The following is a 22,567-nucleotide window of genomic DNA, read 5'->3' on the forward strand; positions in this document are numbered from 1 at the left end:
GTTCAAGCGCCGGACCGAATCCGCGTGATGCCAGTCAGGAATGGTGCATTGCCTGCAGCCGGCCGTGGCCGTCCATCCAGCGGCGGTGCCGGACGATTCCGGCCACGCCGAACACCCACTCGATTGCCGCACCGGCCGCAACCACCGCCAGCACCGGCGCCCTGAACATGCCGAGCACCACGCCCGCTGCGGCCAGCGCCAGGCCCAGCACCCAGTAGAACCGCATGCCATAGAGCGTGGCGAACACCAGGTAGCGCCCGCCGATGACCAGCAGCATGGCGGCGAAGAACCACGCCGGGTCCTGCAGCCCGAGCCCGTAGGCCAGCGGCAGGCTGAAGATGAGCCAGAAGGTGCTGGCGCCGGCCAGCTGCCCGAGCGGATTGCCCCGGCTGTGCGCACCCGGCGCACCGAACACGCGGCACAGCACCAGGCCGACCGGGTGGATGAGTGCACCGCCAACCAAAAGGGTCCATATGGCGCCCTGGGTCGACATCAACGCCGCCACGCCCGCGGCCACCGACCACGCCAGCGCCGAGGCCAGGATGCCGGGCGCCCCGCTGCAGTAGCCACGACGCATGTCACCCTGCGCCCCGATCACGCTCAACTCCATGGCACCTCCCTGTCGTGGCCCCGCGCGTGCGCAAACCAGCGCGGCCATGGAGCGGCGCCGGAACGATCGGGCCACATCCTACGCCAGCGCTGCACAGCCGGTCACAGCCACGCGCGCCGCAAGCTTCCCCTTGTTCGGCGGCCTCGCCTCACCCGCACTGCCACAACAGCCTGCCTTTGGCGGCATGCGTGTCGATGAATCAGCTGGCCACCAAACCTGGTTCGCGGCACTCCGCCCGGCACAGGCTCCACGCACCTCATCATCCTCCTGATGCCCATCACGCCACCTGCGCCATGACAGATGCGGCACGATGGCTCTTGAACAGGCTGGATACGGAACTGTCAGGACTCATGGTGGGTAATGACCCTGCTTGCCTCCAGCAAAGACGCGCCCGTCTGTCGACGACACGCCCGGATTGCCCGAACCCGCTTGCCAGCCCCAAGCAGGCTCAGGACATCATCCGAGGGGGCGGGAAGATCCGGCACCCGTCTAGGCTTTGGCTGGAGCGAGACTGCGAACAGAGCCAGAACCGCCACCAGCAGCATCAGCACTCCAGTCATGTGGACTCCTCCAAGACGAAAACGAGTTGGTCACGTCGGACCAGGTCAGGTGAGAACCTGAACTCCCGGCGAAATGTCAGGCCCTGCTCTCCTCTGGACGCATCCGGAGGAAACAACGACAGATACCCGGCCTCTATTGCTCGCTGCTTCATCTGCTCGCCCACGCCTTCTGCCACTTCGATATCAACGCGGATCAGCAACACCGATCCAACAAGACCGTTTACGGAAATGCAGTCTGGCAACGCTTCGAACACCCAATCACTCTGGCGAGTGGTACCGCAACACGCGACAAACCGGTTACAGCAAACGCCTGAAGCTCAAGGCAAGAGCGTCATGTACTCGGGGTTGACGGGAAGCTCCTTACGGAATTGTTAGGCGGCACGCGCGGAGGGCAGGCCTATTTGCAGATTGCCGGACACTCTCGGCCCGTGCCTCCGGGGCCTGAGTAGCAAGGTCCGCCAGGGCCTGCATAACAGGCGCCTCCCGGACCGGAATAGGCAGGTCCACCGGGGCCGTCATACGCTGGGCCGCCCGGGCCGTTGTAGCGCGGGCCTCCCGGGCCGTCGTACGCATCTCCGCCAGGACCGTCGTACTCACGACCACCCGGACCGGCGTAGCAGGCTCCGCCTGGCCCACGGTAAGCAGGGCCGCCTGGGCCGTCGTAGGCGGGACCGCCTGGGCCCGCATAACACGGGCCTCCGGGGCCAAAATAGCCCTTGCAGTTGCAGACATTGTTTGGAGCGGCCTGCCGATATTGCGCAGCAGCGGTACTAATGGTGCCGAGCATCAGCAGAACGAGAAGGAGCTTTATCGCTTTCATTGTGATCCCCCTTTTGCGCCTAACGCCTGAATTAAGCCGACCCGCGAAGCGGGTTCGGCTTGAATGAATTGTTAGGCCGCGTCCCCATTACTTGAGCATTGGCCTTGCGGTTTCCTTTGCGGCTTGCGCTACGTCGAACGCATGACCTGAAGCAAACGTTTCCTCAGACAGCGTTATCAAATGTATCGAAGGATTAGGCTTTGCCCGCTGGACAGTCAACTCTCCAAGTAGGCGCGCCACGCCAATGTTGTCTTGGAACTCACCCTTCAACGCGCGGCGGAAAGTGGAAGCTAGGAGATCGGCCACTTGAACTCCGGGTACGTCATGTGACCGAACAAACGAAAAATCTGACAAAACCTTGCCCAGATTGGACGCAGACTTGATCTCCGTGCCCGTCTCCTCCTGCAGGTACGTTGGAATTTCGTCTTCCCTGTACCCAAACGCGCGCTCATAGTGAGTGTAGTCAAATCCTTCTACAAAAATTCCTGGCTCCCGCAAAGATTTCGATTGAAGAAGAGCTGGTGCCATATGCCGCATTGTCTCCTCAAATAGAGGACGCGTTGAATTCTTCTCATCTATGCGCCAACGAAAGGCCCCGAGAGTCGCTGGGATGCGCTGGGAGTAGTACAAGGTTGTCGATCGATAGACTTGGTCCAACAAGTCGACCTGAACCACGAGTTGGGTATACAGCTGCGGCGAGAGCCGCTTGACCCTTGAAGCAAGGTCTTCAATAAGCGCGCGGCCTTCTGCGTAAAGCATCCGCGGCATATTGACGAGGATCTTCTCGACTTGAATCGCTTGATGTTGCGCGATTGCAGCCGATTTTTGCATGCCAAGATCAATGCCGGATATGAAAAGTGTCGACTCTAGCTCGCGCAGCCTATGAAGTAGCCGTTTGAGCTGCGGTTCCTTGAGGTCTTTGAGCTTTACCTCATCAGTGTAAGAACAGCCGCAAGCGAGCTTTAGATCCCGCAGAACCAATTCCACTCGCCTCCGGTCTGCCTCTGGAACAGCGTATGCAGCCACAATGTTTCAACTACCGACCGTTGGCGATAGGACGAAGCTTCCGGATTCGTCGATATAGATGAACAAGTGGCCTAACGCCTGAATTAAGCCGTGCCGCACAGCGGCGTCGGCTTGAATGAACTGTTAGGTGAATAGTCTATCGCGGAACACCCAAACAGTAGCCAAGGCCACCAATGCTACTGGCGCAACGGCCCGAGCGACAAAGGCCTGGCGGTCACCATTGAGTTTTGCCTTAATACCTTCATAAAGGCTGAAGGCAATCATAAACCCGCATCCCAGCACGATCCATGTTGCGCCGGATTTTTTCAGCGCGCTAGGTAGTGCGAGCGCTGCCAACCACGTAAGTATTGTGATGCGCCAAAAGCTGTAAGTCTGTGCATCCGTGCGATCTCTTTTCATGGTCACCTAACGCCTGAATTAAGCCGACCCGCGAAGCGGGTTCGGCTTGAATGAACTGTTAGGGCGCATCCGGAACGAGCCTAATCATATCTAGCACGCGCCATGCAATAAATGCCGCTACACCCAACGCTAGAAACCAGAACTGGGAACGGTAGTACCTGCTTGCAGAATTAGAGTTGTTCTCTATTGCTTTGCGAACGCCAGACATGGCGGCATGTGCAAGATGCGGGGGCGGTTGCTCGGGATGGAGGCCGTACTGCATTTGAAGAAGTGCGAAGTTGGCGTACATGGTTGATTGAGTCCAGGTAATACGCTTGCAGCCGCAGAAGAAGCTGATGAGCCAGCATCCGACAGCGAGTAGACCCGGAGCAGCCTGCCAAGACAATGGCAAGCCATCGAGTTTTTGCAGCGCGTATCCCATGGCAGCTCCCGCCGCTGCCAATAGAAAGTAAACATACTTGGACTGACTGTCCGAGTACTGACGGTGGAGTTCATGGAGTTCGGGGTGATCTGTCATGCGCTCTAACGTTTGAATGAAGCGGCCGGTACTCCGGTCCGCTTGCATGCTGGGTTAGACATCGCTGCTCCTCTGAACGCCATACGTTTGCATAGCAGACGCTACCTGCGATTTCTCTGTTGTTTCGGCGGTATAGAGGCGATAACTCGGGGCAATGATTGGCTCCACTGAGACGGCCTGAATGACGAAGACGGAGCGAATAGGAAACTTCGCACCGGCCATAGCTTCCAGCGGCGTAGACCACTTAGAGAAATCGGCGTCGGATCTTCTTATATTCCGCGCGGTACCGATGACCTTGAATCCCTTTTGAACAAAGATATCGACGAAGCTGATGCAAACACGAGAATTGACTTCGATGTTGCGTTCACTCGTTGGCGATGCAATGTTTGCAACTACGATGTGCTGAGAGTCGAAGGCAGCAAATATCTCCTTCGGGGAGACGTTCGGCTGACCCGTTTCGTCGACGGTGGCAAGCCAGCACAGCACGCTGCGACTGGTGTAATCCAGGACTTCAGAGGTGAGCATGAGGCGGCCGGATGTTTGGATTTGTGATGTCTAACACCTGAATTAAGCCGACCCGCGAAGCGGGTTCGGCTTGAATGAACAGTTAGGCCGCAGCATGCGACGACAGGGAGGGACCACGCAAGCCTCTGCTCTGGATGCCGCCGCAAGCTAGGAGCGCCGGCGCGCGGCGACGACCTGTCCGCCGGAACCCTGCCGAAGCCAGGGCTTGCCCCACGATGCCGGCCAGCCCACTGCATGGCCGGCGGCCCAGCACCCCAAGACGAGCAACCGGCCGGCGGATCTATCTCGCGCGGCGATCGACTGACCGAAGCAAGGATGCTGCGCGACGCCATGAGCCAGACGACCAAACGCAAGCACTACGGATTGCTCTTGCTCTTTGCGGCCTAACACCATTGCTCACGCGCGCGGGTCTCCCGCGTCGCGTGCAGCAATTTGTTAGGTCCTCCGGTCTCTAGAAACATAGCGCTCCGGTATCCATTGCGTCTCGGTTTGCCCATCCGTGTACCTAGCGTAGCATCCAAGGTCGTATAGGAACTGTGCAGGATCAGTGACTATGCGCTCGAGCAACTCGTTGAAAGAGTGCGCAAGCGGGGTGTCATCACCACCATCATGATCCGAATAGTAGACCGCACCCTTGTATAGAAATAAGTGATTGCCAGAGAAGGCCGGTTCACCGAATACAACACCTTCCCTCTCGAAGTCGTAGGCGTCATCGAGGCTCCGGCCCCAATCCGCCAACTCTTCTCTGAAGCGGTGAGTTGCCGATTCCCATTCGCTGATCGGCAGCCACACCAAACCGACATGCTCCGGAGACTGAACATATAAGTCGAAGCCATCGTGCTTCGCGTATAGCTCTTCAACCTCCACCGCATGCTGGCCGAGCAAGCTACGTAGCTTTTTAAGATAGGAACGTTCCGCTGGCGCGCCCAAGGCGTGCTGAACCGGTACTTCGATTCGCTTCGCGCTATCCGGACCCGCTGCGTAGCAGATGAACTTAGGGTCCAGTTCATGCAAGTGCGCTAGAAACCGAGTGACTGACACCGTTTCTCTCCCGACCTAACGCCAGAGTTAACGCGAGCCGCGAAGCGGCTTCGCGTTGAACGACTTGTTAGACCGCAGCCTAACCGGAGTGACGAAATGCTCGAACTGAACATGTGCTGGTGGATTGTTTCGCTGGCTGTGCTGGCGCTTTGCGGATTTGGCCTTGGTCTGATCTGTGAGCGCGCCAACCGGAAGGCGGAAATGCGCGCACTGCACCGCTATCAAGTTGCGTGTGCGTTGGCATGGCGTTGGAACGGCCAGTTGCCGAACTCTGCCGAGACCGCGGAATGGATACTGCAAGTCGGCGAAGGCGAGCGCGGCATGGACATTGAACAGTTCCGCGAACGACTGCGGTCTAACGCTTAAGTTAAGCCGAGCAGCGTAGTGGAGCCAAGCACATGGCAAGCTATACCTGCCATGTGCTTGGCGGAACGAAGCGGATTCGGCTTGAACGCATTGTTAGGCCCCGCCCCCTTATGTCCAGCCCAAGCATCATTGGTGGAAAGACGTGTCTAAGCGTCAGGGTAGGGCCGGTGCTAAGAACAAGGTCAAGCGCTGAAAGCGTGCCGTCACCCATTGAATCCCAGACCCGCAAATCATTGATCACCGCGGGAAGGAACCCATCTAGCTCCTTGGGCATTGCTACAGAATACTCCTCACCCTCTCCCCAGCGCTGAACTCCTGGCGAGCCTAACCAGTCACGTAGTTCGATGCCCAAAGCTGGGTATTTTCCCGCGATCGGCACCTCGCACGGGCAAACCTGTACGCAGGTAGCGTCCGCAAGTTCCAGGTTTGCCGCGTACGTCGCGATCTGGGGGGAAGAACTGTCTACCCAAGCAGGATGAGTTCCAACGCTCAGCAAGCGTATCGAGAGCAGCTTCTTCCCGGCGAGTGACTCGAACTGCATAGGCCTAACGCCTAGTAGACCCCAAAAGCGGGGTGTAGCACCGAGTATATTCATGCCGGCAAACCGGAGCAAGCAGGCCGGTTTCGGCACTGAACCACCTACCTTACGCGACGATGCCGTCATCCCCTGCCTTCTCCGCGCCCGGTGTTATCCGACACTTCCGCACCTTCCCGGCGATATCAGGCAGATTCGCCCGATAGCACGCCCACTTACTCCCCCCCACCCTTCCCCTTGCGCCTGGCCCGTGGGTGGGCGGCGTCGTACACCTTGGCCAGGTGCTGGAAATCCAGGTGGGTGTAGATCTGGGTGGTGGCGATGTCGGCGTGGCCCAGCAGTTCCTGCACGCCGCGCAGGTCGCCGGAGGATTCCAGCACGTGGCTGGCGAAGCTGTGGCGCAGCATGTGCGGGTGCACGTGCTTGAACAGGCCCTGGCGTGCGGCGAGCTGGCGCACGCGCACCTGCACGGCGCGCTGGCTGATGGGCCCGCCGCCGCGGCCGGGAAACACGGGGTCGTCGCTGCCGGCGCCGGTGGAGGCACGCCACTGGTCCAGCGCCTGGCGGGCATGCGAGCCCACCGGCACGTTGCGCTGCTTGCCGCCCTTGCCCAGCACCGTCACCAGGCCCGGCTGCGCCTGCAGGTCGCGCCAGCGCAGGGTGCACAGTTCGCTCAGGCGCAGGCCAGAGGAATAGAACAGTTCCAGCAGGGCGCGGTCACGCAGGCCCAGGGGTGCGTCGGTGGGCACTTCGACCAGGCGCACCGCTTCGTCCACGTCCAGCACCTGCGGCAGCTTGCGCGGGGCCTTGGGCGCGCGCAGGCCTGCGGCGGGGCTGGCCGGGATCAGGTTGTTGCGCAGCAGCCAAGTGTAATAGCTGCGGCAGGCCGACAGGCGCCGCTGCAGGCTCTTGGGTGCCAGCCCGCGGCGGTGTTCGGTGGCGATGAAGTCGCGCAGGTGGCTGGCATCCAGCCGGGCAAGGTCATCCATGGCGTGGTGTTGCGCCCAGTCGCGCAGCGCCTGCAGGTCGCGCCGGTAGGCATCGAGCGTGTGCGCGGAGACGGCACGCTCCACCTGCAGGTGTTCGAGGAAGGCCTCGATGCCGTGCTTCATGATCGCGGGTGCGGCGTGCCATCCATGCGGCGATGATGCGCGAATCGCGCCGCGTGCGCGAACCCGTGTCCGGGGCGGCCCGGCTCAGTCGGCGAAGCGTTCCACCGCCGCGACCAGGGCCTCGCCCATCATCCGCAGGAACAGGGTGCCCATGCCGGGATAGAAGCGGTTCGGGTCGTGGCTGCCCACGGCCACCAGGCCGGTGCCGGCCAGCGGCAGCAGTGCGCTGGATTGCACTTCGTCCTGGCGCTCGCCGTAAAGCAGTGCGTTCTTGTCCGCCTGCAGGCGCCCGCACAGTGGCTCGCCGGCGGCCAGCGCATCGCGGAACGCGGAAAGCTCCGGCGCATCCTCGGCAATCACCCGCAGCCACTCGGCATCGTCCAGCCCGTCCACCGGGCGGAACGCGATGATGCGCACCAGGTCGCCGTCGAAATCCTCGGCCAGCGAGGCGGCCATCGCCTGCAGGGTGGCGGCAAGGCTGTCCTGGCGCATGAGTGCCAGGGTGAGCTGGTGGGTGCGCACCGCCAGGCGCTCGTTGCCCAGCGCGGTGGCCGACAACTCGGCCAGGCGCCGCGACAGCTCGCGGTTCTTGTCGCGCAGCACTTCCAGCTGGTAGCTGGCCAGCGAGGCGGCCGGGCCATCCTCGCGCGGCACCACCAGGCTCAGGGCCAGGTCGGGGAACTGCTTGAGGAACTCCGGGTGCCGCCGCAGCCAGGCCGCGACCTCATGCGCACCCTGCCTGCCTTGCTGATCAGTCATGCCAACGTCCTTCGAACACGAATGCGGCCGGGCCGGCCATGGTGACGCCTGCGTCGTCGGACGGCCAGTTGATGCGCAGGTCGCCGCCGGGCAGCGACACGGTGGCCTGGCGCCCCAGCCGGCCGCGCCGCACCAGCGACACCACGGCCGCACAGGCGCCGCTGCCGCAGGCCAGGGTCTCGCCGGTGCCGCGCTCGTACACGCGCAGCTTGATGTGGTCCGGTGCCAGCACCTGGGCGAAACCGACGTTGCACTGCTGCGGGAATGCCGGGCTGCGCTGCAGCGCAGGGCCGAGCACGGCTACCTCGGCGGTGTCCACGTCGTCCACCTCGATCACCGCGTGCGGGTTGCCCATCGACACCGCGCCGAAGGCGACCTGCCGGCCGCCCAGGTCCAGCGTGTACTGGGCCTGTTCGTGCACGAAGCCGGACAGGGGGATCTGCGCCGGCGCCCAGCGGGGCTGGCCCAGGTCCAGGGCAAACCCGCCGTCATCCAGCCGCTCCACGGCGTGGGTGCCGGCGGGGCTGTCCACATGGAAGTGGCTGCCGGTCGCGGTGCCATCGCGCACCAGCCACGCGGCCACGCAGCGCGCGCCGTTGCCGCACTGGATCGCGCGGGTGCCATCGGCGTTCCAGATGCGGTAGGCGGCCACCGCCTGCGCGGTCTGCGCAGGTTCGATGGTGAGGATCTGGTCGCAGCCCACGCCCATGCGGCGGTCGGCCAGGCGCGCGGCCAGCGCGGCGTCCGGCGGCGGCATGCCAGCACGCAGGTCGAGCACGACGAAGTCGTTGCCCGCGCCATGCATCTTGCTGAAGCGCAGCGGCTCAGCCATCCGCGTCGGCCGGGGCGGCAGGCGCGGCAGGGGCCGGCTCGTCGGTGTCGGGCGCGGCCTGATCGGGCGCGGCCGGCGTGGTGGCGCCCGGCGGCGGGGCCGGCGTGGGCAAGGACATCGGCACCGGCTTCTGCGGCATCACCAGCGGGCCCTTGTTGCCGCAGGCGGCCAGCAGCAGGGCGGCGGCGATGGTGGCGGTGAGGCGGAATGTCGTGTTCATGCGTGGGAGTATAGCGAGGCGGTGGGGGCCGCCGCGCGCGGGCGGTTCGGCGTTGGCTTGGGCGTATGGAGTGCCGCGGTCGCCGGCCGGAGCAATGGATGCGTGGGGCGCACCGGGTCGCCGCAAGACGGGCTCCTGCAACGGGCGGGGCCTGCGTTTACGGGGCGGGCGGAGGCTCGGGGCGCAGCCACAGCCAGGTGCCGACCACCGCCATGCAGCCGATCGGCAGGGCCACCATCCAGCCTCGATGCGAGGGCACCATCAGCATCACCACCAGCAGGACCGCCGCGCAGGCCAGCATGGTCCACGTTGCGGCCCACTTGGCCCGGCGCGGCACCGCGCGGTGCGCGCGCCAGGCGTGGATCATCGGGCCGAAATACGGATGCGCCAGCAGGCGCTGCTCCAGCCGCTCGGAGCCGCGCGCCGCCGCCCAGGCTGCCACCAGTACGAACACGGTGGTCGGCAGCACCGGCACGAAGATGCCGATGATGCCCACGCCCAGGCTGGCGTAGGCCAGCAGCCACCATGCCCAGCGGAAGCGGTTGCGGTCTGCCATCGCCGCCATGATAGGCGTCCGGCCGCGGTGGCGCGCATCCCTACGACGCGATGGCGACTGTGATTGCCGTCATGCCAGGCGCCCACCGTCGCATGCAGGAGCCGGTCTTGCCGGCGACCGAGGCCGCCGGCCGGAGCCACGGATGCGCGGGGCGCACCAGGGTCGCCCGCAAGACGGGCTCCTACAACGGGCGGGCCGGGTGGGTGCGGCCGGTCACGGGGTGGCGGGCACGCCCAGCTGGTCCAGCACGAAGGCGTAGTACTCGGCCTGCTCGCGGAAGCGGCGGAAGCGCCCGGACTTGCCGCCGTGGCCGGCTTCCATGTTGGTGCGGAACACGATCGGCGCGCTGCCGGTGTTGAGGTCGCGCAGCCTGGCCACCCACTTGGCCGGCTCCCAGTACTGCACCTGCGAGTCCCACAACCCGGTGCCGACGAACATCGCCGGGTAGGCCTGCGCCTTGATGTTGTCGTAGGGCGAATAGGACAGCATGTACTCGTAGTATTGCTGCTGCTCCGGGTTGCCCCACTCGTCGTACTCGTTGGTGGTCAGCGGGATGGAGGTGTCGAGCATGGTGGTGACCACGTCCACGAACGGCACCTGCGACACCATCACCCGGTAGTCGCCGGGTGCCTGGTTGGCCACCGCGCCCATCAGCAGGCCGCCGGCGCTGCCGCCCATCGCCGCCACCCGCTCCGGCGCCGCGTAGCCCAGCTTCACCAGCCCACGGGTCACGTCGATGAAGTCGTTGAACGTGTTCTGCTTGTTGAGCAGCTTGCCGTTGTCGTACCACTGCCGGCCCATCTCCTGGCCGCCGCGGATGTGGGCGATGGCGTACACCACGCCGCGGTCGAGCAGGCTCACCACCGGGGCGTTGAAGCCCGGGTCGATGGAGATGCCGTAGCTGCCGTAGGCGTACTGGAACAGCGGCGCGGTTCCATCCCGTGGCACGTCCTTGCGGTACACCAGCGAGACCGGGACCTTGACTCCGTCGCGTGCATCGATCCACACCCGTTCGGTGACGTAGCGCGACGGGTCGTAGCCGGGCACCGGCTGCTGCTTGAGCTGGCGGCGCTCGCCGCTGGCCACGTTGAGTTCGTAGGTGGTGGCCGGCGTGGTCAGCGAGGTGTAGCCGTAGCGCAGCCACTGCGAGTCCGGCTCGGCATTCATCGACAGGCCCATCGAATACGCCGGCTCGTCGGCCGACACGTACTGCTGGCTGCCGTCGGCGCGCAGCACGCGCACCCGCTCCAGGCCGCCGGAACGCTCGCCCACGGCGGTGAAGCCGTCGAACAGCTCGTACTCCTCGATGAACACGTCCGGGTCGTGCGCCAGCCAGTCGCTCCACTGGGCGCGCGAGGTGGCATCGCTGGGCGCGGTGACCAGCTTGAAGTTGGTCGCGCCATCGGCATTGGTGCGGATCACCCAGCGCCCGCCGTGGTGGTCGGCGTCGTATTCCACGTCGCGCTGGCGCGGGGCCAGCACGGTGAACGTGCCCGGGTCGGCGGCCGGCGCATAGCGCAGCTCCGAGGCCACCGTGCTTTCCACGCCGATGACGATGTAGCGATCGTCGCGGCTGCGGCCGATGCCCATGTAGAAGCTGTCGTCGTGCTCTTCGTACACCAGCACGTCGTCGGCCACCGGGGTGCCGAGCACGTGCTTCTTCACCCGCACGGTGAGCAGGGTTTCCGGGTCGTTCTCGACGTAGAACAGGGTGCGGTTGTCATCGGCCCACACCAGGTTGGCCGAGACTCCGGTGATGGATTCGGGGTGGACCTTGCCGCTGTCCAGGTCGCGGAAGCGGATGGTGTACTGGCGGCGGCCGACGCCGTCCTCGGCCCAGGCCAGCAGCCGGTTGTCCGGGCTGACTTCGTAGTCGCCCACGCTGAAGTAGCCCTTGCCCTCGGCCATGGTGTTGACGTCCAGCAGCACCTGCTCGCCGGCGAAATCGCCGCGCGCGTTGGCGGCCTGGATCGAGATGGCGTCCACGCCGGGGCCGTCCGCGCGCCGCGCATGCACCGGGTAGTCCTTGCCGGCCTCGAAGCGCGAGTAGTACCACCAGCCGCGCTCGCGGTACGGCACCGAGCTGTCGTCCTGCTTGATCCGGCCGACGATCTCCCCGTACAGCGCGTCCTGCAGCGGCCGCAGCGGTTCCATCACTGCATCGGCCCAGGCGTTCTCCGCTTCCAGGTAGGCCAGCATCGACGCATCCTTGCGCGTGTCATCGCGCAACCAGTAGTACGCGTCGTCGCGGCTGGCGCCGAACGGCGTGGTCACCGTGTGCGGCTTGCGCTCCACGTCGGGCGGGACGGCGGTGGCGGCGGAAACGGACGGAATGGGCGTGGTCATCAGCACGGCAACGAGGAGGGGAAGGGACATTCTCATGGATGGGGCTTCCGTCGTGGGAAATCCAGATCAACGATGGGGCGCGCCGGGGAAGCCGGCGGCTGCCGGGTGATGCATTGAAGCGGCGCCCCGGCAGGACCGGGGCGCCGCGTATCGGCTCACGTCACTCGGGTGCGTGCGCCTTGTCGGACAGGCGCTGCCACAGGAACGCATAGGCCAGTGCGTTCATGTGCGCGGCCTGGGCGTTGTTGGCTGCACCGCCGTGGCCACCTTCGATGTTCTCGTAATAGGTCACGTCCTTGCCGGCATCGATCATCCTGGCCGCCATCTTGCGCGCGTGGCCCGGGTGGACGCGGTCATCGCGGGTGGACGTGGTGAAGATCACCGGCGGGTATTCCTTCGCCGGGTCGAACAGGTGGTAGGGCGAGAAGGTCTTGATGTAGTCCCAGTCGTCGGTGTCCGGGTTGCCGTACTCGGCCATCCACGAGGCACCGGCCAGCAGCTTGTTGTAGCGCTTCATGTCCAGCAGCGGCACCTGCACCACCACCGCACCGAACAGCTCCGGGTACTGGGTGAGCATGTTGCCGGTGAGCAGGCCGCCGTTGCTGCCGCCCTGCACGCCCAGGTGCTGCGGCGAGGTGATGCCGCGCGTCACCAGGTCGCGGGCGACCGCGGCCATGTCCTCGTAGGCGCGGTGGCGGTTGGCCTTGAGCGCAGCCTGGTGCCAGCGCGGGCCGTACTCGCCGCCGCCGCGGATGTTGGCCACCGCGTACACGCCGCCGCGCTCCAGCCAGGCCCGGCCCATGCCGCCGGAGTAGCCGGGCGTGAGCGAGATCTCGAAACCGCCGTAGCCGTACAGCAAGGTGGGGGTGCGGCCGTCCATCTGCAGGTCCTTCGGCCGCACCAGGAAGTACGGCACGCGGGTGCCGTCCTTGCTGGTGGCGAAGTGCTGCTCGATCACGTGCCTGGAACTGTCGAAGAACACCGGCATCGCCTTGAGCTGCTCGGGGGCCTGGCCGATGGTGGCCAGCGACAGCGTGGTCGGGGTCAGGTAGTCGGTGGCGGTCAGCCACACCGCGTCGGATTCGTCGCTGTCCACCGCCGACACGCCAAGCGTGCCGAACGCGGGCGCACCGGTGAATGCGCCGCGGGTCCAGCCATCCTCGCCCGGGGTGAGCACGGACAGGCGGTTCTTCACGTCCTCCAGCACGTTCAGCACCAGGTGCGAGCGGGTCCAGGCGAAGCTGGCCAGCGAGCTGCGTTCGGTCGGCTCGAACAGCACCTCGAACTCGCGCTTGCCGGCCATGAAGTCGTCGAAGTTGGCCGCCAGCAGCGCGCCGGCTGCATGGGTCCTGCCGCCCACGGTCCATGGCTCGCGCAGCTCCAGCACCAGCCACTGGCGCTTGACCGACTTGTTGGCCGAGTTGGGCGCATCGATCTTGGCCAGCGCGCCGTCCTTGCCGACCACGTACAGCTCGTCGTTGTAGAAGGCGATGGTGCGGCTGACGAAGTCGCGCTCGAAGCCGGGCGTGTCGTCGTGGTAGGCGGCGATGTACATGTCATCGGGCTTGCCCGCGTACACCACCTGCGCCGATTCCAGCGGCGTGCCGCGGGTCCAGCGCTTGACGATGCGCGGGTAGCCGGACTCGGTCATCGAGCCGTCGCCGAAGTCGCTGTAGACGTACACCGTGTCCTGGTCGATCCAGCCCAGCCCGCCCTTGGCTTCGGGGCGGAAGAAGCCGCCTTCGATCCAGGTCTTGTCCTCCAGGTTGAACTCGCGGGTGACGTCGGCATCGGCGCCGCCGCGCGACAGCGCGATCAGGCAGCGCCGGTAGGCCGGGCGCAGGCAGTCGGCACCGTGCCAGACCCAGTTCTCGCCCTCGGCCTTGTTCAGCGCATCCAGGTCCAGGATGGTTTCCCAGGCCGGCGCGGGCTTGCGGTATTCCTCCAGGGTGGTCCGCCGCCAGATGCCGCGCTCGTGGTTCCGGTCCTTCCAGAAGTTGTAGTAGTAGTCGCCGATCTTCTGCACGCCGGGGATCTTGGCGTCCGAATCGAGCACCTCGCGGATGCCGGCCTCCATGGCCTTGAACCCGGCGGTGGCGGCCAGCGCCGCGTCGGTCTTCGCGTTCTGGGCGCGGACCCATTCAAGTTGCGTGTCGCCGGTGACGTCCTCGAGCCACTGGTAGGGGTCTTCGGACACGGCGGGCTCCTGGGCATGGGCCGCACCGGCGGCGATGAGGCCGGCGAACAGGCAGGCCTGGGCAAACTGCGACATCGGTTACTCCTGAAACCGGAACAATCGCTGACGCTAGCACAGCCTGCCCAGGACCTCCCCTGCCGATGGTCAGGCCCGGGTCGGCGAAACCGGCGCCGCTGCCGTCCAGGCCCTGCGCTGGCTGCGGCTGCAGGGCCTGGCGGGGGCGCGCCAGCGTGCCTGGCGACGCGGACGCAGGTGCCGCAGGGCCGCGGCCCACCCGGCGGCCGGCGGCAGCCGGAAGCGGTGCAGCGCCCACCACGCCACCGCCGGCATGCCCACCAGCCACAGCGGCAACCAGCCCAGCCAGTCGCTGGAACCACGCAGGGCCGGCACCAGGATGACCGCCATCACGCCCAGCGCCAGGCCGCGGCGCAGCCATCGTGCCAGGTGCGGGTCCGGCCCTGGCCGGCGGTCATTTCGATGATGCGCGGCGGCGAACGCGAACGCGGCGGGGGTCGGCAACCAGGTCGTCATGGCAGGCTCCTCGGGTCGGGAGCCGCAGGGTGCGCAGCCGGCTTCTCACCGGCTGCGATCCGGGCGACGGATCGGCGTCTCAGCGGTCGTACTGCGACAGCGCCAGCGACAGCAGCGACTTGGCCTGCTCGCGCAGCGAGGCCGGCTCGATGATTTCCGCGTCGGCGCCGTAGTGCAGCACGTCCATCAACAACTCGCGCGGCACGCTGTAGGGCAGTTTCAGCTCGTAGCGGCCATCGGGCAGGAGGCGCCCCTGCTGGCGCGAATGCCAGTGTTCGTCGGCCACCCAGCGCGCGACCTTGGCACTGAACACGATGGTTGCCCAGCCCTTCGGCTCGCCGGAAAAAATGCCGTAGCTGGAGGCCAGGTGCTGGTCCAGCACCCCCTCTTCCACGTCCTGCGCCGGTTCATCCTGCGCGCGCGCCTGCACGATCCTGTCCACCGCGAAACTGCGCAGTGCCTCGCGCTCGTGGTCCCATGCGTCCAGGTACCAGTTGTCGCGGTAGTGGGTGATGCGTTGCGGCGATACCTTGCGCCGGGTGGTCTCGTCGGTGGAGCGCGCCCGGTACTCGAACGCCAGGCGCCGACGCTCCAGCACCGCCGAGGCCACGGCGCGGAACGCCGCCTCGTCCACGCGGCGGCCACGGTGCGGGATCACCCGCACCCGCTCCACCGGCCAGCGGCTGGTGCCGGCCTGGGCCGCGAGCAGCGCTTCGATGCGCTGCTGCAGCGGCGCCAGCACGCTGGACAGCACGCCCGCGCCGGTGCGCCGCAGCAGCTGCTGCGAGGCCAGCAACGCGTAGAGTTCCTCGGAGCTGAGCCACAGCCCCGGCAGCTCGAAGCGCTCGCTCTCGGCGGCGGCATAGCGGAAGCCGGCGTCGCCGTCGCCCTCGACCGGGGCCATCAATGCATCGCGCAGGAAGGCCAGGTCGCGGTACACGGTGGCGCGCGAGCAGCCCAGTTCGTCCTGCAACCGCGGCACGGTCACCGGGTAGCGTGCCGCCTTGAGGATGCGGTGCAGGGTATTGATGCGTTCGTAGCGGTCCATGGCCCGATTATGGCGGTTTGCAGCGCCGGCGCGATGACCGGCGCAGCGCCCGGCCGACCAGCGCGACCCGCGGGCTGGCCGGGCGATGGCAGAATCGCCAGGCAGGGGGAGCGACGGCGCCTGGCGCCATCCGGGGACACGCACATGCATGCAGACCAATACGCGGCCACACCCATAGCCGCACCGGCAGCACCGGCCTGGCCGCCGGCCGTCGCCAGCGTCCTGGGCGCCACCGGACTGGGACTGCTGGTCTGGCTGTCGGTCAGCAGCCTGCTGCTGCCCGCGCCCGGCGGCCAGTTGCAGTCACTGGCCGCGCTGAGGATGGGCGCGATCTGCCTGGCGTTGCTGCTGGCGGTGTTCGCGCTGCCGGCCTTGCTGTGGCCCACGGCGCGACGCGCTCCGGGCCGCGGCCGCGGCCTGCTCGCCTGCGGTCTTGCGCTGCTGGCCGGTGGCGCGATGCTGGGCACGCAGGTGCACCCACTGCCGGGAGCCACCTTGCCGGTGGCGCTGGTCACCGGCCTGTGTGCACTGGCGGCCATCGCCGCGCTGGCCGTGGCTGGCGATGCGCACGGCGCGCCGGCCGGATTGCGGCTGCCCACGCGCCTGGCCGTTGGCCTGCTTGCGGGCGCGGCGGTGCTGTTTGCGCTGATCGCGCTGCGCTGGCCCGGCGACGGCATCGGCACCGGGCCACTGCCCTCGCTGCTGGTGCTGGGCGCTGCGGTGGGGGCGCTGCTGCTGGCCGGCTGGCATCGCGACGGCGGGCTGCGCCGCAGCGGGCGCTGGCTTGCGCTGGTGCTGCTGGTGTTGCTGCCCTGGCTGCTGGCCATGCTGCTGCATGTCGTGCCCGGCTGGGCGGCGGCGGTGTGGCCGCTGGTCGCAGGATCGGTGCTGGCAGGTGCGCTGCTGGAACAGCGCCTGGGTCTGGCGCCGACGCCTGCCCACCGCGCAGCCGCGCAATAAGCCCACGCGGGCGGTTGCCGGCGACGCCGCTGCGTCGCCCAGGCCGTTACAGGAACTGGCCTGCGCCGCGGTCGAGAAGATCGGCGGCCAGCCGGCGGCCGAGCGCGGCCGGGTCGCTGGCCGGGCCGCTGCCTTGCGCACGCACGCTGCGGCCATCGGCCGCCGAGCCCACCAGCGCCAGCATCGACAGTTGTGATCCATCCAGTTCGGCGTAGGCGGCCACCGGCACATGGCAACTGCCATGCAGGGCCAGGTTCAACGCGCGCTCGGCCTCGATCACGGTGCGCGTGGGCGCATGCTCCAGCGCCGCCAGCAGGCCGATGACGCGCGCGTCGCCGGCCAGGCATTCGGCCGCCACCACGGCCTGGGCGGGGGCCGGCAGCCAGGCCGGCGGTGCCAGCCGCGCGCCGATGCGGTCGCCCAGGCCAAGCCGTTGCAGGCCGGCACAGGCCAGGACGATGGCGTCATAGGCGCCCGCATCGAGCTTGGCCAGGCGCGTGTTGACGTTGCCGCGCAGGTCGAGCAGTTCCAGGTCCGGCCGCAGCGCGCGCAGTTGCGCCTGCCGCCGCAACGAGGACGTGCCCACGCGGGCGCCGTGCGGCAGTGCATCCAGGTTGTCGAACGCATTGCTGATGAAGGCGTCGGCCGGATCGGCGCGCTCCAGCACCGCCGGCAGGATGAAGCCGGGCTCCAGCTCCATCGGCACGTCCTTGAGCGAATGCACCGCGCAATCGGCCTGGCCGCGCTCCATCGCCAGTTCCAGTTCCTTGAGGAACAGGCCCTTGCCGCCGATGGCGGCCAGCGATCGGTCCAGCACTTCGTCGCCGCGGGTACTCAGCGGCACCAGCGCCACCTCCAGCCCGGGATGGGCCGCGCGCAGGCGGGCGGCGACGTGTTCGCTCTGCCACAGGGCGAGCGGGCTCTTGCGGGTGGCGATGCGCAGGGTATCCATGCGTGCATTATCGGCGATGCACGTCTGCTGCGCGTGGGCCGCATGGAGTGGTCGCCCGCGAGACGGGCTCCTACACAGGCCGGGTCGCTGCGCGCGTCGGCGATCGATATCGCCGGAGATCGACTGCCAAGCGGGCGAAGCCGGCGAGGCCGGCCCCTGCAGGGGGCGGCGATGGCGACGCGGGGAAGGGATCAGAGGTGGCGCAGGGCCTGGCGCAACTGCGGCACGCAGCGGCGGCTCACTTCCAGCAGCGGGCCGCCGTGGCGCAGCACTGCATGCACCTGGCCATCGGCGCTGCGGCGCAGTTCCACCAGCTCGCTGCGCGCGACCAGGCAATTGCGGTGGATGCGCACGAACAGGTCGCCGAACTCTTCCTCCAGCGACTTGAGCGATTCTTCGATCAGGTCCTCGCCGCGCGCGTGGTGGACCACCACGTATTTTTCCTCGGCCTGCAGGTAGCGCACGTCCTCCAGCGGAATCACCCGCAAGCTGCCGCGCAGGCGCGCGCACAGCCGGGTCCGGCGCTGCGCGCCATCGGCCGGTGGCCGCCCGGCCAGGAACGTGCGTACCCGAGCCAGTGCCGCCGACAGGCGCTCGGGACGCACCGGCTTGACCAGGTAGTCCAGCGCGGCGGCCTCGAACGCGGACAGCGCATGGGCGTCGTAGGCGGTGCAGAACACCACGGCGGTGGGCGGGCTGGCCTGGGCCAGGTGGCGCGCGGTTTCCAGGCCGTCGATGCCGGGCATGGCGATGTCCAGCAGCACCGCATCGGGGACGTGCAATGCGCAGGCATCGAGTACCTGCTGGCCATCGCCGGCCTCGGCCACGACCTCCACCCCGGCCTCGTCGGCCAGCAGCATCCGCAGGCGCTCACGCGCCAGCGGCTCGTCGTCGGCGATCACCAGTTTCAAGGTCGGCATCATGGCAACGGCAGCACCACTTCACATGCATAGTAGCCATCGCTCCAGCCCGCCGTCACCCGGGCCTGCGGGCCGAAGCGCCAGGCCAGGCGGTGGGCGATGCTGCGCAGGGCGTGGCCGCTGCCGCGATGCAGCGGGGCACTGGCCGCCTGCGGCGGTGGCGCGGGGTTGCGCACGCGCAGATGCAACGCCTGGCCCTCGCTCCACAGGGCGATGGCCACGGTGCCGCCCTGCGGCAGGCGCGAGATGCCGTGCAACACGGCGTTCTCCACCAGCGGCTGCAGGGTCAGGCGCGGCAGCGGCAGTTCCCACGGCAGGGGGTCGCGCTTGTCCCACTGCACCTGCAGCCGCTCGCCCAGGCGCAGCGATTCGATCGAAAGATATTGCGCGGCCAGTTCGCACTCGGCGGCCAGGGTGGAGTCGCCTTCGCCGGCACCCAGTGCGGCGCGGAACAGGTCGGACAAGTCCAGCACCGCGCGCTCGGCCACCACCGGGTCGCGGCGCAGCAGGCTGGCGATCAGGTTCATGCTGTTGAACAGGAAGTGCGGGCGGATGCGTGCCTGCAGCGCATCCGCTTCGGCGCGGGCGTTGGCCTGGGTCTGCGCCGCCCAGCGGTCGATGACATAGAAGTGGCGCAAGGCCAGTGCGGTGATCAGTGCGGTGACCGCGGCCGCGCCGCTGGCGAAACGCCACAGGCCCAGGCCCAGCAACTGGGTGCCAAGCGCTGCGTACAGCGCATGCACAATGCCGGCGCCGAGCAGGGCCACCGCGGTGGCCACGGCCACCGCCAGCAGCGCGCCCAGCCGCTGCGGCAGACGCGAGATCGGCGCGCGCAGCTTGCACAGCAGCACCGCCACCGCCAGCGCCAGCCACAGCACCAGGCCACTGGCCGAGAAGAAGCGCATCAGGGTCCAGGTGCCAGCCGCTTCCGGCGCCAGCGCCAGCACCACCACCACCAGCTCGGCGATGCCCAGCAATGCCACCAGCCGCGGCAGCCGGCACAGGTCCGGCAACCAGGGCGCATCGTGGCGCGGGTCGCGCATGTCAGCCAAGCAGGCGCTTGTCCAGCCACTGGCCCAGGTCGGCGATTTCCTGCGCGCAGACCTGGTGGGCCATCGGATACCGGTGCCAGGCCACGTCGAAACCGACCTGTTGCAGCGCCTGCGCGCTGGCCAGCCCGTGCTGCACCGGGATCACCTGATCACCATCGCCATGGGCGAAGAACACCGGCTGGGCCACCGCGTTGTGATGCCGCTGCGCGGCCACCGCGGCGCCGCCGGGCAGGTAGGTGGACAGTGCCACCAGCCCGGCCAGCGGCTGCTCGCGGCGCAGGCCCGCGGCCAGGGTTACCGCGCCGCCCTGGGAGAAGCCGGCCAGGATCAGGCGCGAGGCCGGCACGCCGCGCTCGGCCTCGCGTGCGATCAGCGCTTCAACCTGCGTCACCGACTCGGCAATGCCCGCCCCTTCGGCACGGGTGGCGAAATCCATGCCGACGATGTCGTACCAGGCGCGCATCGGCACGCCGTTGTTGATGGTCACCGGGCGCACCGGCGCGTGCGGGAACACGAAGCGCAACGCCGGCCAGTGCGGCCGCAGCAGTTCGGGCACGATCGGGGCGAAGTCGTGGCCGTCGGCGCCGAGGCCATGCAGCCACAGCACGGTCCACTGCGGCGAGGGTCCGGTTTCCTGTTCGACGGTCTGCAACAGCATCGGGCCTGGGCTCCTGCGGGGGATACCGCATTATGCCCATTGCCCGCCGTTGCGCCGGATGCGTGCGCAACGCGGGCCGGCGCCACTCCCGCTAGGTTGTGCGGGCGGCGCGCAGTTCGGCCGCGCGGCGCAGCACCGGCGGCGGGTCCAGCTCCTCGGGGATGCACAGGATGCGATGCCGGCGCAGCCACAGCCCGGGCCTGCGCCCGGAGGTGAGCCACACCGTCGGGATCGACAGCACCATGCCCGCCACCACCGGCAGCATCCACAGCGCCAGCCCCGGCGACACACCCCACGACAACGCCCCCATGAACAGGCCGAACGCGGTCATCCCCGCATAGCCTCGCACCAGGCTGGAGAACGGCACGCTGCCGTCGTCGCGGCACTGCGCCTCCCAGCCCGAATCGCGCCCGGCCAGCACTTCGGCCACGCCGCGCGACTGCCGGTACATCACGATCGGCGCCATCAGCGCGGCCAGCACGCTTTCGATCAGCACGCCCAGCAGCGCCCGCAGCCCGCCACCGGCACCGCGCCGGGCAGCCGGATCCAACAGCATCGCCACATACCCCAGCACCTTGGGCAGGAACAGCACGCCCATGGTGGCGGCGAACAGCCAGGTGACCCGGTCGGCGTCGGCCTGGCGCCAGTAGGCCAGCGGCGAGAAGCCGGGCAGGCGGAAGCCATCCCAGGCCAGGTCGGCCTGGTACAGCGGAATGGCCAGGCCGACCAGCATCAGCATCGCCCACATCGGCGCGGTGAAGTAATGGCCGACGCCGACCAGCATGTGCACCCGGCTGATCCAGTGCAGGCCGGCACTGTCGACCACCTTGGCGTGCTGCAGGTTGCCCTGGCACCAGCGGCGGTCGCGCACCAGCAGGTCGGACAGGGTGGGCGGTCCTTCCTCGTAGCTGCCGTCCAGCGCCGGCACCAGGTGGATGGCCCAGCCACCGCGCCGCATCAGCGCCGCCTCGACGAAATCGTGGCTGAGGATGTGCCCGCCAAATGGCTTGCGCCCGGGCAGTTCGGGCAGGCCGGCGTGCTCGGCGAAGGCGCGGGTGCGCAGCATCGCGTTGTGGCCCCAGTAGTTGCCCTCGCTGCCGTGCCACCAGGTGACGCCGCGCGCGATCACCGGCCCGTACACGTGGCCGCCGAACTGCTGCATGCGTGCGAACAGGGTCTGGCCGTTGACCACCCGGGGCATGGTCTGGATCACGCCCACGCCGGGGTTGCGCTCCAGGGCCGCGGCCAGGTGCACCAGGGTGGAGCCGCTCATCACGCTGTCCGCATCCAGGATCAGCATCTGCGGGTAGGCGCCGCCGAACCGCTGCACCCATTCGCCGATGTTGCCGGCCTTGCGCCCGCGGTTGTCGGTACGGCGGCGGTAGAACAGGCGGCCGTGACCGCCGGTGCGCGCCAGCAGCGCGGCGAACTCCGCCACCTCGGCGGCGGCCAGCTCTTCGCGGCGGCTGTCGCTGAGCACGAAGAAGTCGAAGGCCTGCAACTGGCCGGTGGCGGCCACCGATTCGTACACCGCCTGCAACCCGGCCATGATCCGCGCCGGGTCCTCGTGGTAGGTCGGCATCAGCAAGGCGGTGCGCGTGTGCAGCGTCGGCAACGGGCCGTGCGGGTCGATGCCCAGGGTGCGCGCGGAGCCGGACAACTGCAGCACGAAGCCCGCCATCGCGCTGACGCACGACAGCGCGATCCATGCGAACAGGAACACGAACAGCACCAGCAGCACGCCATCGAGCAGGCTCAGCCCGCCGACGCGCAACACCTGCAGCATGCCCATCGCCGCGGCGGCGGTGAGCGCGGCGGTGCTGCCCACCACCAGGGCGCGGCGCAGGCCGACGTGTGGCGGCGAGGTCGCCGGCCGGGCCGCAGCCAGGTGGCCCTCGCGCAGGGATTGGCCGGGCATCGGCAACGGCGAGGCTGCGGGGAGCCAGCCGGCTGCCGCGGACTCTGCGTTCGCTGCCATGCCCCGCACCGGAGCGGGAAGATCGGACACTGGGGACACCCGCACTC

At 67.7% G+C, this 22,567-nt stretch carries 23 protein-coding genes; 2 read left to right on the forward strand and 21 right to left on the reverse strand.

From position 1 onward, the window contains the following. Positions 1–34 precede the first annotated feature (34 nt). The 7 genes from ACEJ41_RS11835 to ACEJ41_RS11865 form a co-directional block, all read right to left on the reverse strand. Positions 35–610: a hypothetical protein gene (locus ACEJ41_RS11835; RefSeq protein ID WP_374012469.1), complete on the reverse strand. Its 576-nt coding sequence runs from the start codon at positions 608–610 to the stop codon at positions 35–37. Positions 611–1,166: 556 nt separating this feature from the next. After that, positions 1,167–1,424, reverse strand: a complete 258-nt coding sequence (locus ACEJ41_RS11840) for a hypothetical protein (protein ID WP_374012470.1) — start codon at positions 1,422–1,424, stop codon at positions 1,167–1,169. 653 nt (positions 1,425–2,077) lie between these two features. Then, positions 2,078–2,977 (reverse strand): DUF3800 domain-containing protein, encoded by a 900-nt coding sequence (locus tag ACEJ41_RS11845; RefSeq protein WP_374012471.1) that lies wholly within the window; start codon positions 2,975–2,977, stop codon positions 2,078–2,080. Between the two features lie 162 nt (positions 2,978–3,139). Next, on the reverse strand, positions 3,140–3,415 hold the full coding sequence (locus tag ACEJ41_RS11850) for a hypothetical protein (protein WP_374012472.1): 276 nt from the start codon (positions 3,413–3,415) through the stop codon (positions 3,140–3,142). 58 nt (positions 3,416–3,473) lie between these two features. After that, a complete protein-coding gene (locus ACEJ41_RS11855) occupies positions 3,474–3,932 on the reverse strand; it encodes a hypothetical protein (RefSeq protein WP_374012473.1) in 459 nt (152 codons plus the stop codon). 54 nt (positions 3,933–3,986) lie between these two features. Then, positions 3,987–4,457 carry a pyridoxamine 5'-phosphate oxidase family protein gene (locus ACEJ41_RS11860; RefSeq protein ID WP_374012474.1) on the reverse strand — a complete coding sequence of 157 codons (471 nt, stop codon included), beginning with the start codon at positions 4,455–4,457 and terminating at the stop codon, positions 3,987–3,989. Positions 4,458–4,892: 435 nt separating this feature from the next. Then, positions 4,893–5,471: a hypothetical protein gene (locus tag ACEJ41_RS11865; protein WP_374012475.1), complete on the reverse strand. Its 579-nt coding sequence runs from the start codon at positions 5,469–5,471 to the stop codon at positions 4,893–4,895. Between the two features lie 123 nt (positions 5,472–5,594). On the opposite strand from ACEJ41_RS11865, the gene ACEJ41_RS11870 reads away from it, so the two are divergent. Beyond that, on the forward strand, positions 5,595–5,864 hold the full coding sequence (locus tag ACEJ41_RS11870) for a hypothetical protein (RefSeq protein ID WP_374012476.1): 270 nt from the start codon (positions 5,595–5,597) through the stop codon (positions 5,862–5,864). 750 nt (positions 5,865–6,614) lie between these two features. Here the strand turns inward: ACEJ41_RS11870 and xerC are convergent. From xerC to ACEJ41_RS11915, 9 genes are all read right to left on the reverse strand, one after another. Then, positions 6,615–7,511, reverse strand: coding sequence for a tyrosine recombinase XerC (xerC, locus tag ACEJ41_RS11875; RefSeq protein WP_374012477.1), 897 nt, complete (start codon positions 7,509–7,511; stop codon positions 6,615–6,617). Between the two features lie 84 nt (positions 7,512–7,595). Beyond that, positions 7,596–8,270, reverse strand: coding sequence for a DUF484 family protein (locus ACEJ41_RS11880; protein ID WP_374012478.1), 675 nt, complete (start codon positions 8,268–8,270; stop codon positions 7,596–7,598). Continuing rightward, positions 8,263–9,102, reverse strand: coding sequence for a diaminopimelate epimerase (dapF, locus tag ACEJ41_RS11885; protein ID WP_374012479.1), 840 nt, complete (start codon positions 9,100–9,102; stop codon positions 8,263–8,265). The genes ACEJ41_RS11880 and dapF overlap by 8 nt, the downstream gene beginning before the upstream one ends. Continuing rightward, the gene (locus ACEJ41_RS11890; RefSeq protein ID WP_374012480.1) at positions 9,095–9,322 is read right to left on the reverse strand and encodes a lipoprotein; all 228 of its coding nucleotides are present in this window, start codon (positions 9,320–9,322) and stop codon (positions 9,095–9,097) included. The genes dapF and ACEJ41_RS11890 overlap by 8 nt, the downstream gene beginning before the upstream one ends. Positions 9,323–9,479: 157 nt before the next feature. Further along, entirely contained in the window at positions 9,480–9,878 is a 399-nt protein-coding gene (locus ACEJ41_RS11895) for a YbaN family protein (protein WP_374014136.1), read from the reverse strand. A 213-nt stretch (positions 9,879–10,091) separates the two neighbouring features. Then, the gene (locus ACEJ41_RS11900) at positions 10,092–12,260 is read right to left on the reverse strand and encodes a S9 family peptidase (protein WP_374012481.1); all 2,169 of its coding nucleotides are present in this window, start codon (positions 12,258–12,260) and stop codon (positions 10,092–10,094) included. Positions 12,261–12,384: 124 nt separating this feature from the next. Beyond that, entirely contained in the window at positions 12,385–14,496 is a 2,112-nt protein-coding gene (locus ACEJ41_RS11905) for a prolyl oligopeptidase family protein (RefSeq protein ID WP_374012482.1), read from the reverse strand. 69 nt (positions 14,497–14,565) lie between these two features. Beyond that, the gene (locus ACEJ41_RS11910) at positions 14,566–14,952 is read right to left on the reverse strand and encodes a hypothetical protein (protein ID WP_374012483.1); all 387 of its coding nucleotides are present in this window, start codon (positions 14,950–14,952) and stop codon (positions 14,566–14,568) included. A gap of 79 nt (positions 14,953–15,031) precedes the next feature. Further along, complete coding sequence (locus ACEJ41_RS11915) at positions 15,032–16,000, reverse strand: helix-turn-helix transcriptional regulator (protein WP_374012484.1); 969 nt, start codon at positions 15,998–16,000, stop codon at positions 15,032–15,034. 144 nt (positions 16,001–16,144) lie between these two features. Between ACEJ41_RS11915 and ACEJ41_RS11920 the strand changes: the two genes are divergently transcribed. Beyond that, positions 16,145–16,960 carry a hypothetical protein gene (locus tag ACEJ41_RS11920; RefSeq protein WP_374012485.1) on the forward strand — a complete coding sequence of 272 codons (816 nt, stop codon included), beginning with the start codon at positions 16,145–16,147 and terminating at the stop codon, positions 16,958–16,960. A gap of 46 nt (positions 16,961–17,006) precedes the next feature. On the opposite strand, the gene hemC is transcribed toward ACEJ41_RS11920, so the two are convergent. The 5 genes from hemC to mdoH all read right to left on the reverse strand — a co-directional run bounded on the left by hemC (position 17,007) and on the right by mdoH (position 22,520). Next, complete coding sequence (gene hemC / locus ACEJ41_RS11925) at positions 17,007–17,912, reverse strand: hydroxymethylbilane synthase (protein ID WP_374012486.1); 906 nt, start codon at positions 17,910–17,912, stop codon at positions 17,007–17,009. 191 nt (positions 17,913–18,103) lie between these two features. After that, positions 18,104–18,832 (reverse strand): LytR/AlgR family response regulator transcription factor, encoded by a 729-nt coding sequence (locus ACEJ41_RS11930; RefSeq protein ID WP_374012487.1) that lies wholly within the window; start codon positions 18,830–18,832, stop codon positions 18,104–18,106. Then, positions 18,832–19,875, reverse strand: coding sequence for a sensor histidine kinase (locus ACEJ41_RS11935; RefSeq protein WP_374014137.1), 1,044 nt, complete (start codon positions 19,873–19,875; stop codon positions 18,832–18,834). Before ACEJ41_RS11935 ends, ACEJ41_RS11930 begins: the two co-directional genes overlap by 1 nt. Before the next feature lies 1 nt (position 19,876). Next, on the reverse strand, positions 19,877–20,542 hold the full coding sequence (locus ACEJ41_RS11940) for an alpha/beta hydrolase (protein WP_374012488.1): 666 nt from the start codon (positions 20,540–20,542) through the stop codon (positions 19,877–19,879). A 91-nt stretch (positions 20,543–20,633) separates the two neighbouring features. After that, entirely contained in the window at positions 20,634–22,520 is a 1,887-nt protein-coding gene (gene mdoH, locus ACEJ41_RS11945; RefSeq protein WP_374012489.1) for a glucans biosynthesis glucosyltransferase MdoH, read from the reverse strand. Between the last annotated feature and the right edge of the window lie 47 nt (positions 22,521–22,567).

It is taken from the genome of Pseudoxanthomonas koreensis (assembly GCF_041890415.1).
GTDB classification, from domain to species: domain Bacteria; phylum Pseudomonadota; class Gammaproteobacteria; order Xanthomonadales; family Xanthomonadaceae; genus Pseudoxanthomonas; species Pseudoxanthomonas koreensis_A.

Excerpts from the sequence above, each read along its gene's own strand:
- ACEJ41_RS11870 (WP_374012476.1), top strand. The coding sequence starts at position 5,595 with ATGCTCGAACTGAACATGTGCTGGTGGATTGTTTCGCTGGCTGTGCTG.
- ACEJ41_RS11850 (WP_374012472.1), bottom strand. The coding sequence starts at position 3,415 with ATGAAAAGAGATCGCACGGATGCACAGACTTACAGCTTTTGGCGCATC.
- ACEJ41_RS11900 (WP_374012481.1), bottom strand. The coding sequence starts at position 12,260 with ATGAGAATGTCCCTTCCCCTCCTCGTTGCCGTGCTGATGACCACGCCC.
- dapF (WP_374012479.1), bottom strand. The coding sequence starts at position 9,102 with ATGGCTGAGCCGCTGCGCTTCAGCAAGATGCATGGCGCGGGCAACGAC.
- ACEJ41_RS11905 (WP_374012482.1), bottom strand. The coding sequence starts at position 14,496 with ATGTCGCAGTTTGCCCAGGCCTGCCTGTTCGCCGGCCTCATCGCCGCC.
- ACEJ41_RS11855 (WP_374012473.1), bottom strand. The coding sequence starts at position 3,932 with ATGACAGATCACCCCGAACTCCATGAACTCCACCGTCAGTACTCGGAC.
- ACEJ41_RS11835 (WP_374012469.1), bottom strand. The coding sequence starts at position 610 with ATGGAGTTGAGCGTGATCGGGGCGCAGGGTGACATGCGTCGTGGCTAC.
- ACEJ41_RS11910 (WP_374012483.1), bottom strand. The coding sequence starts at position 14,952 with ATGACGACCTGGTTGCCGACCCCCGCCGCGTTCGCGTTCGCCGCCGCG.
- ACEJ41_RS11920 (WP_374012485.1), top strand. The coding sequence starts at position 16,145 with ATGCATGCAGACCAATACGCGGCCACACCCATAGCCGCACCGGCAGCA.
- ACEJ41_RS11935 (WP_374014137.1), bottom strand. The coding sequence starts at position 19,875 with ATGCGCGACCCGCGCCACGATGCGCCCTGGTTGCCGGACCTGTGCCGG.
- ACEJ41_RS11940 (WP_374012488.1), bottom strand. The coding sequence starts at position 20,542 with ATGCTGTTGCAGACCGTCGAACAGGAAACCGGACCCTCGCCGCAGTGG.
- ACEJ41_RS11930 (WP_374012487.1), bottom strand. The coding sequence starts at position 18,832 with ATGCCGACCTTGAAACTGGTGATCGCCGACGACGAGCCGCTGGCGCGT.
- ACEJ41_RS11895 (WP_374014136.1), bottom strand. The coding sequence starts at position 9,878 with ATGGCAGACCGCAACCGCTTCCGCTGGGCATGGTGGCTGCTGGCCTAC.
- ACEJ41_RS11915 (WP_374012484.1), bottom strand. The coding sequence starts at position 16,000 with ATGGACCGCTACGAACGCATCAATACCCTGCACCGCATCCTCAAGGCG.
- ACEJ41_RS11880 (WP_374012478.1), bottom strand. The coding sequence starts at position 8,270 with ATGACTGATCAGCAAGGCAGGCAGGGTGCGCATGAGGTCGCGGCCTGG.
- hemC (WP_374012486.1), bottom strand. The coding sequence starts at position 17,912 with ATGGATACCCTGCGCATCGCCACCCGCAAGAGCCCGCTCGCCCTGTGG.
- ACEJ41_RS11860 (WP_374012474.1), bottom strand. The coding sequence starts at position 4,457 with ATGCTCACCTCTGAAGTCCTGGATTACACCAGTCGCAGCGTGCTGTGC.
- ACEJ41_RS11890 (WP_374012480.1), bottom strand. The coding sequence starts at position 9,322 with ATGAACACGACATTCCGCCTCACCGCCACCATCGCCGCCGCCCTGCTG.
- xerC (WP_374012477.1), bottom strand. The coding sequence starts at position 7,511 with ATGAAGCACGGCATCGAGGCCTTCCTCGAACACCTGCAGGTGGAGCGT.
- mdoH (WP_374012489.1), bottom strand. The coding sequence starts at position 22,520 with ATGGCAGCGAACGCAGAGTCCGCGGCAGCCGGCTGGCTCCCCGCAGCC.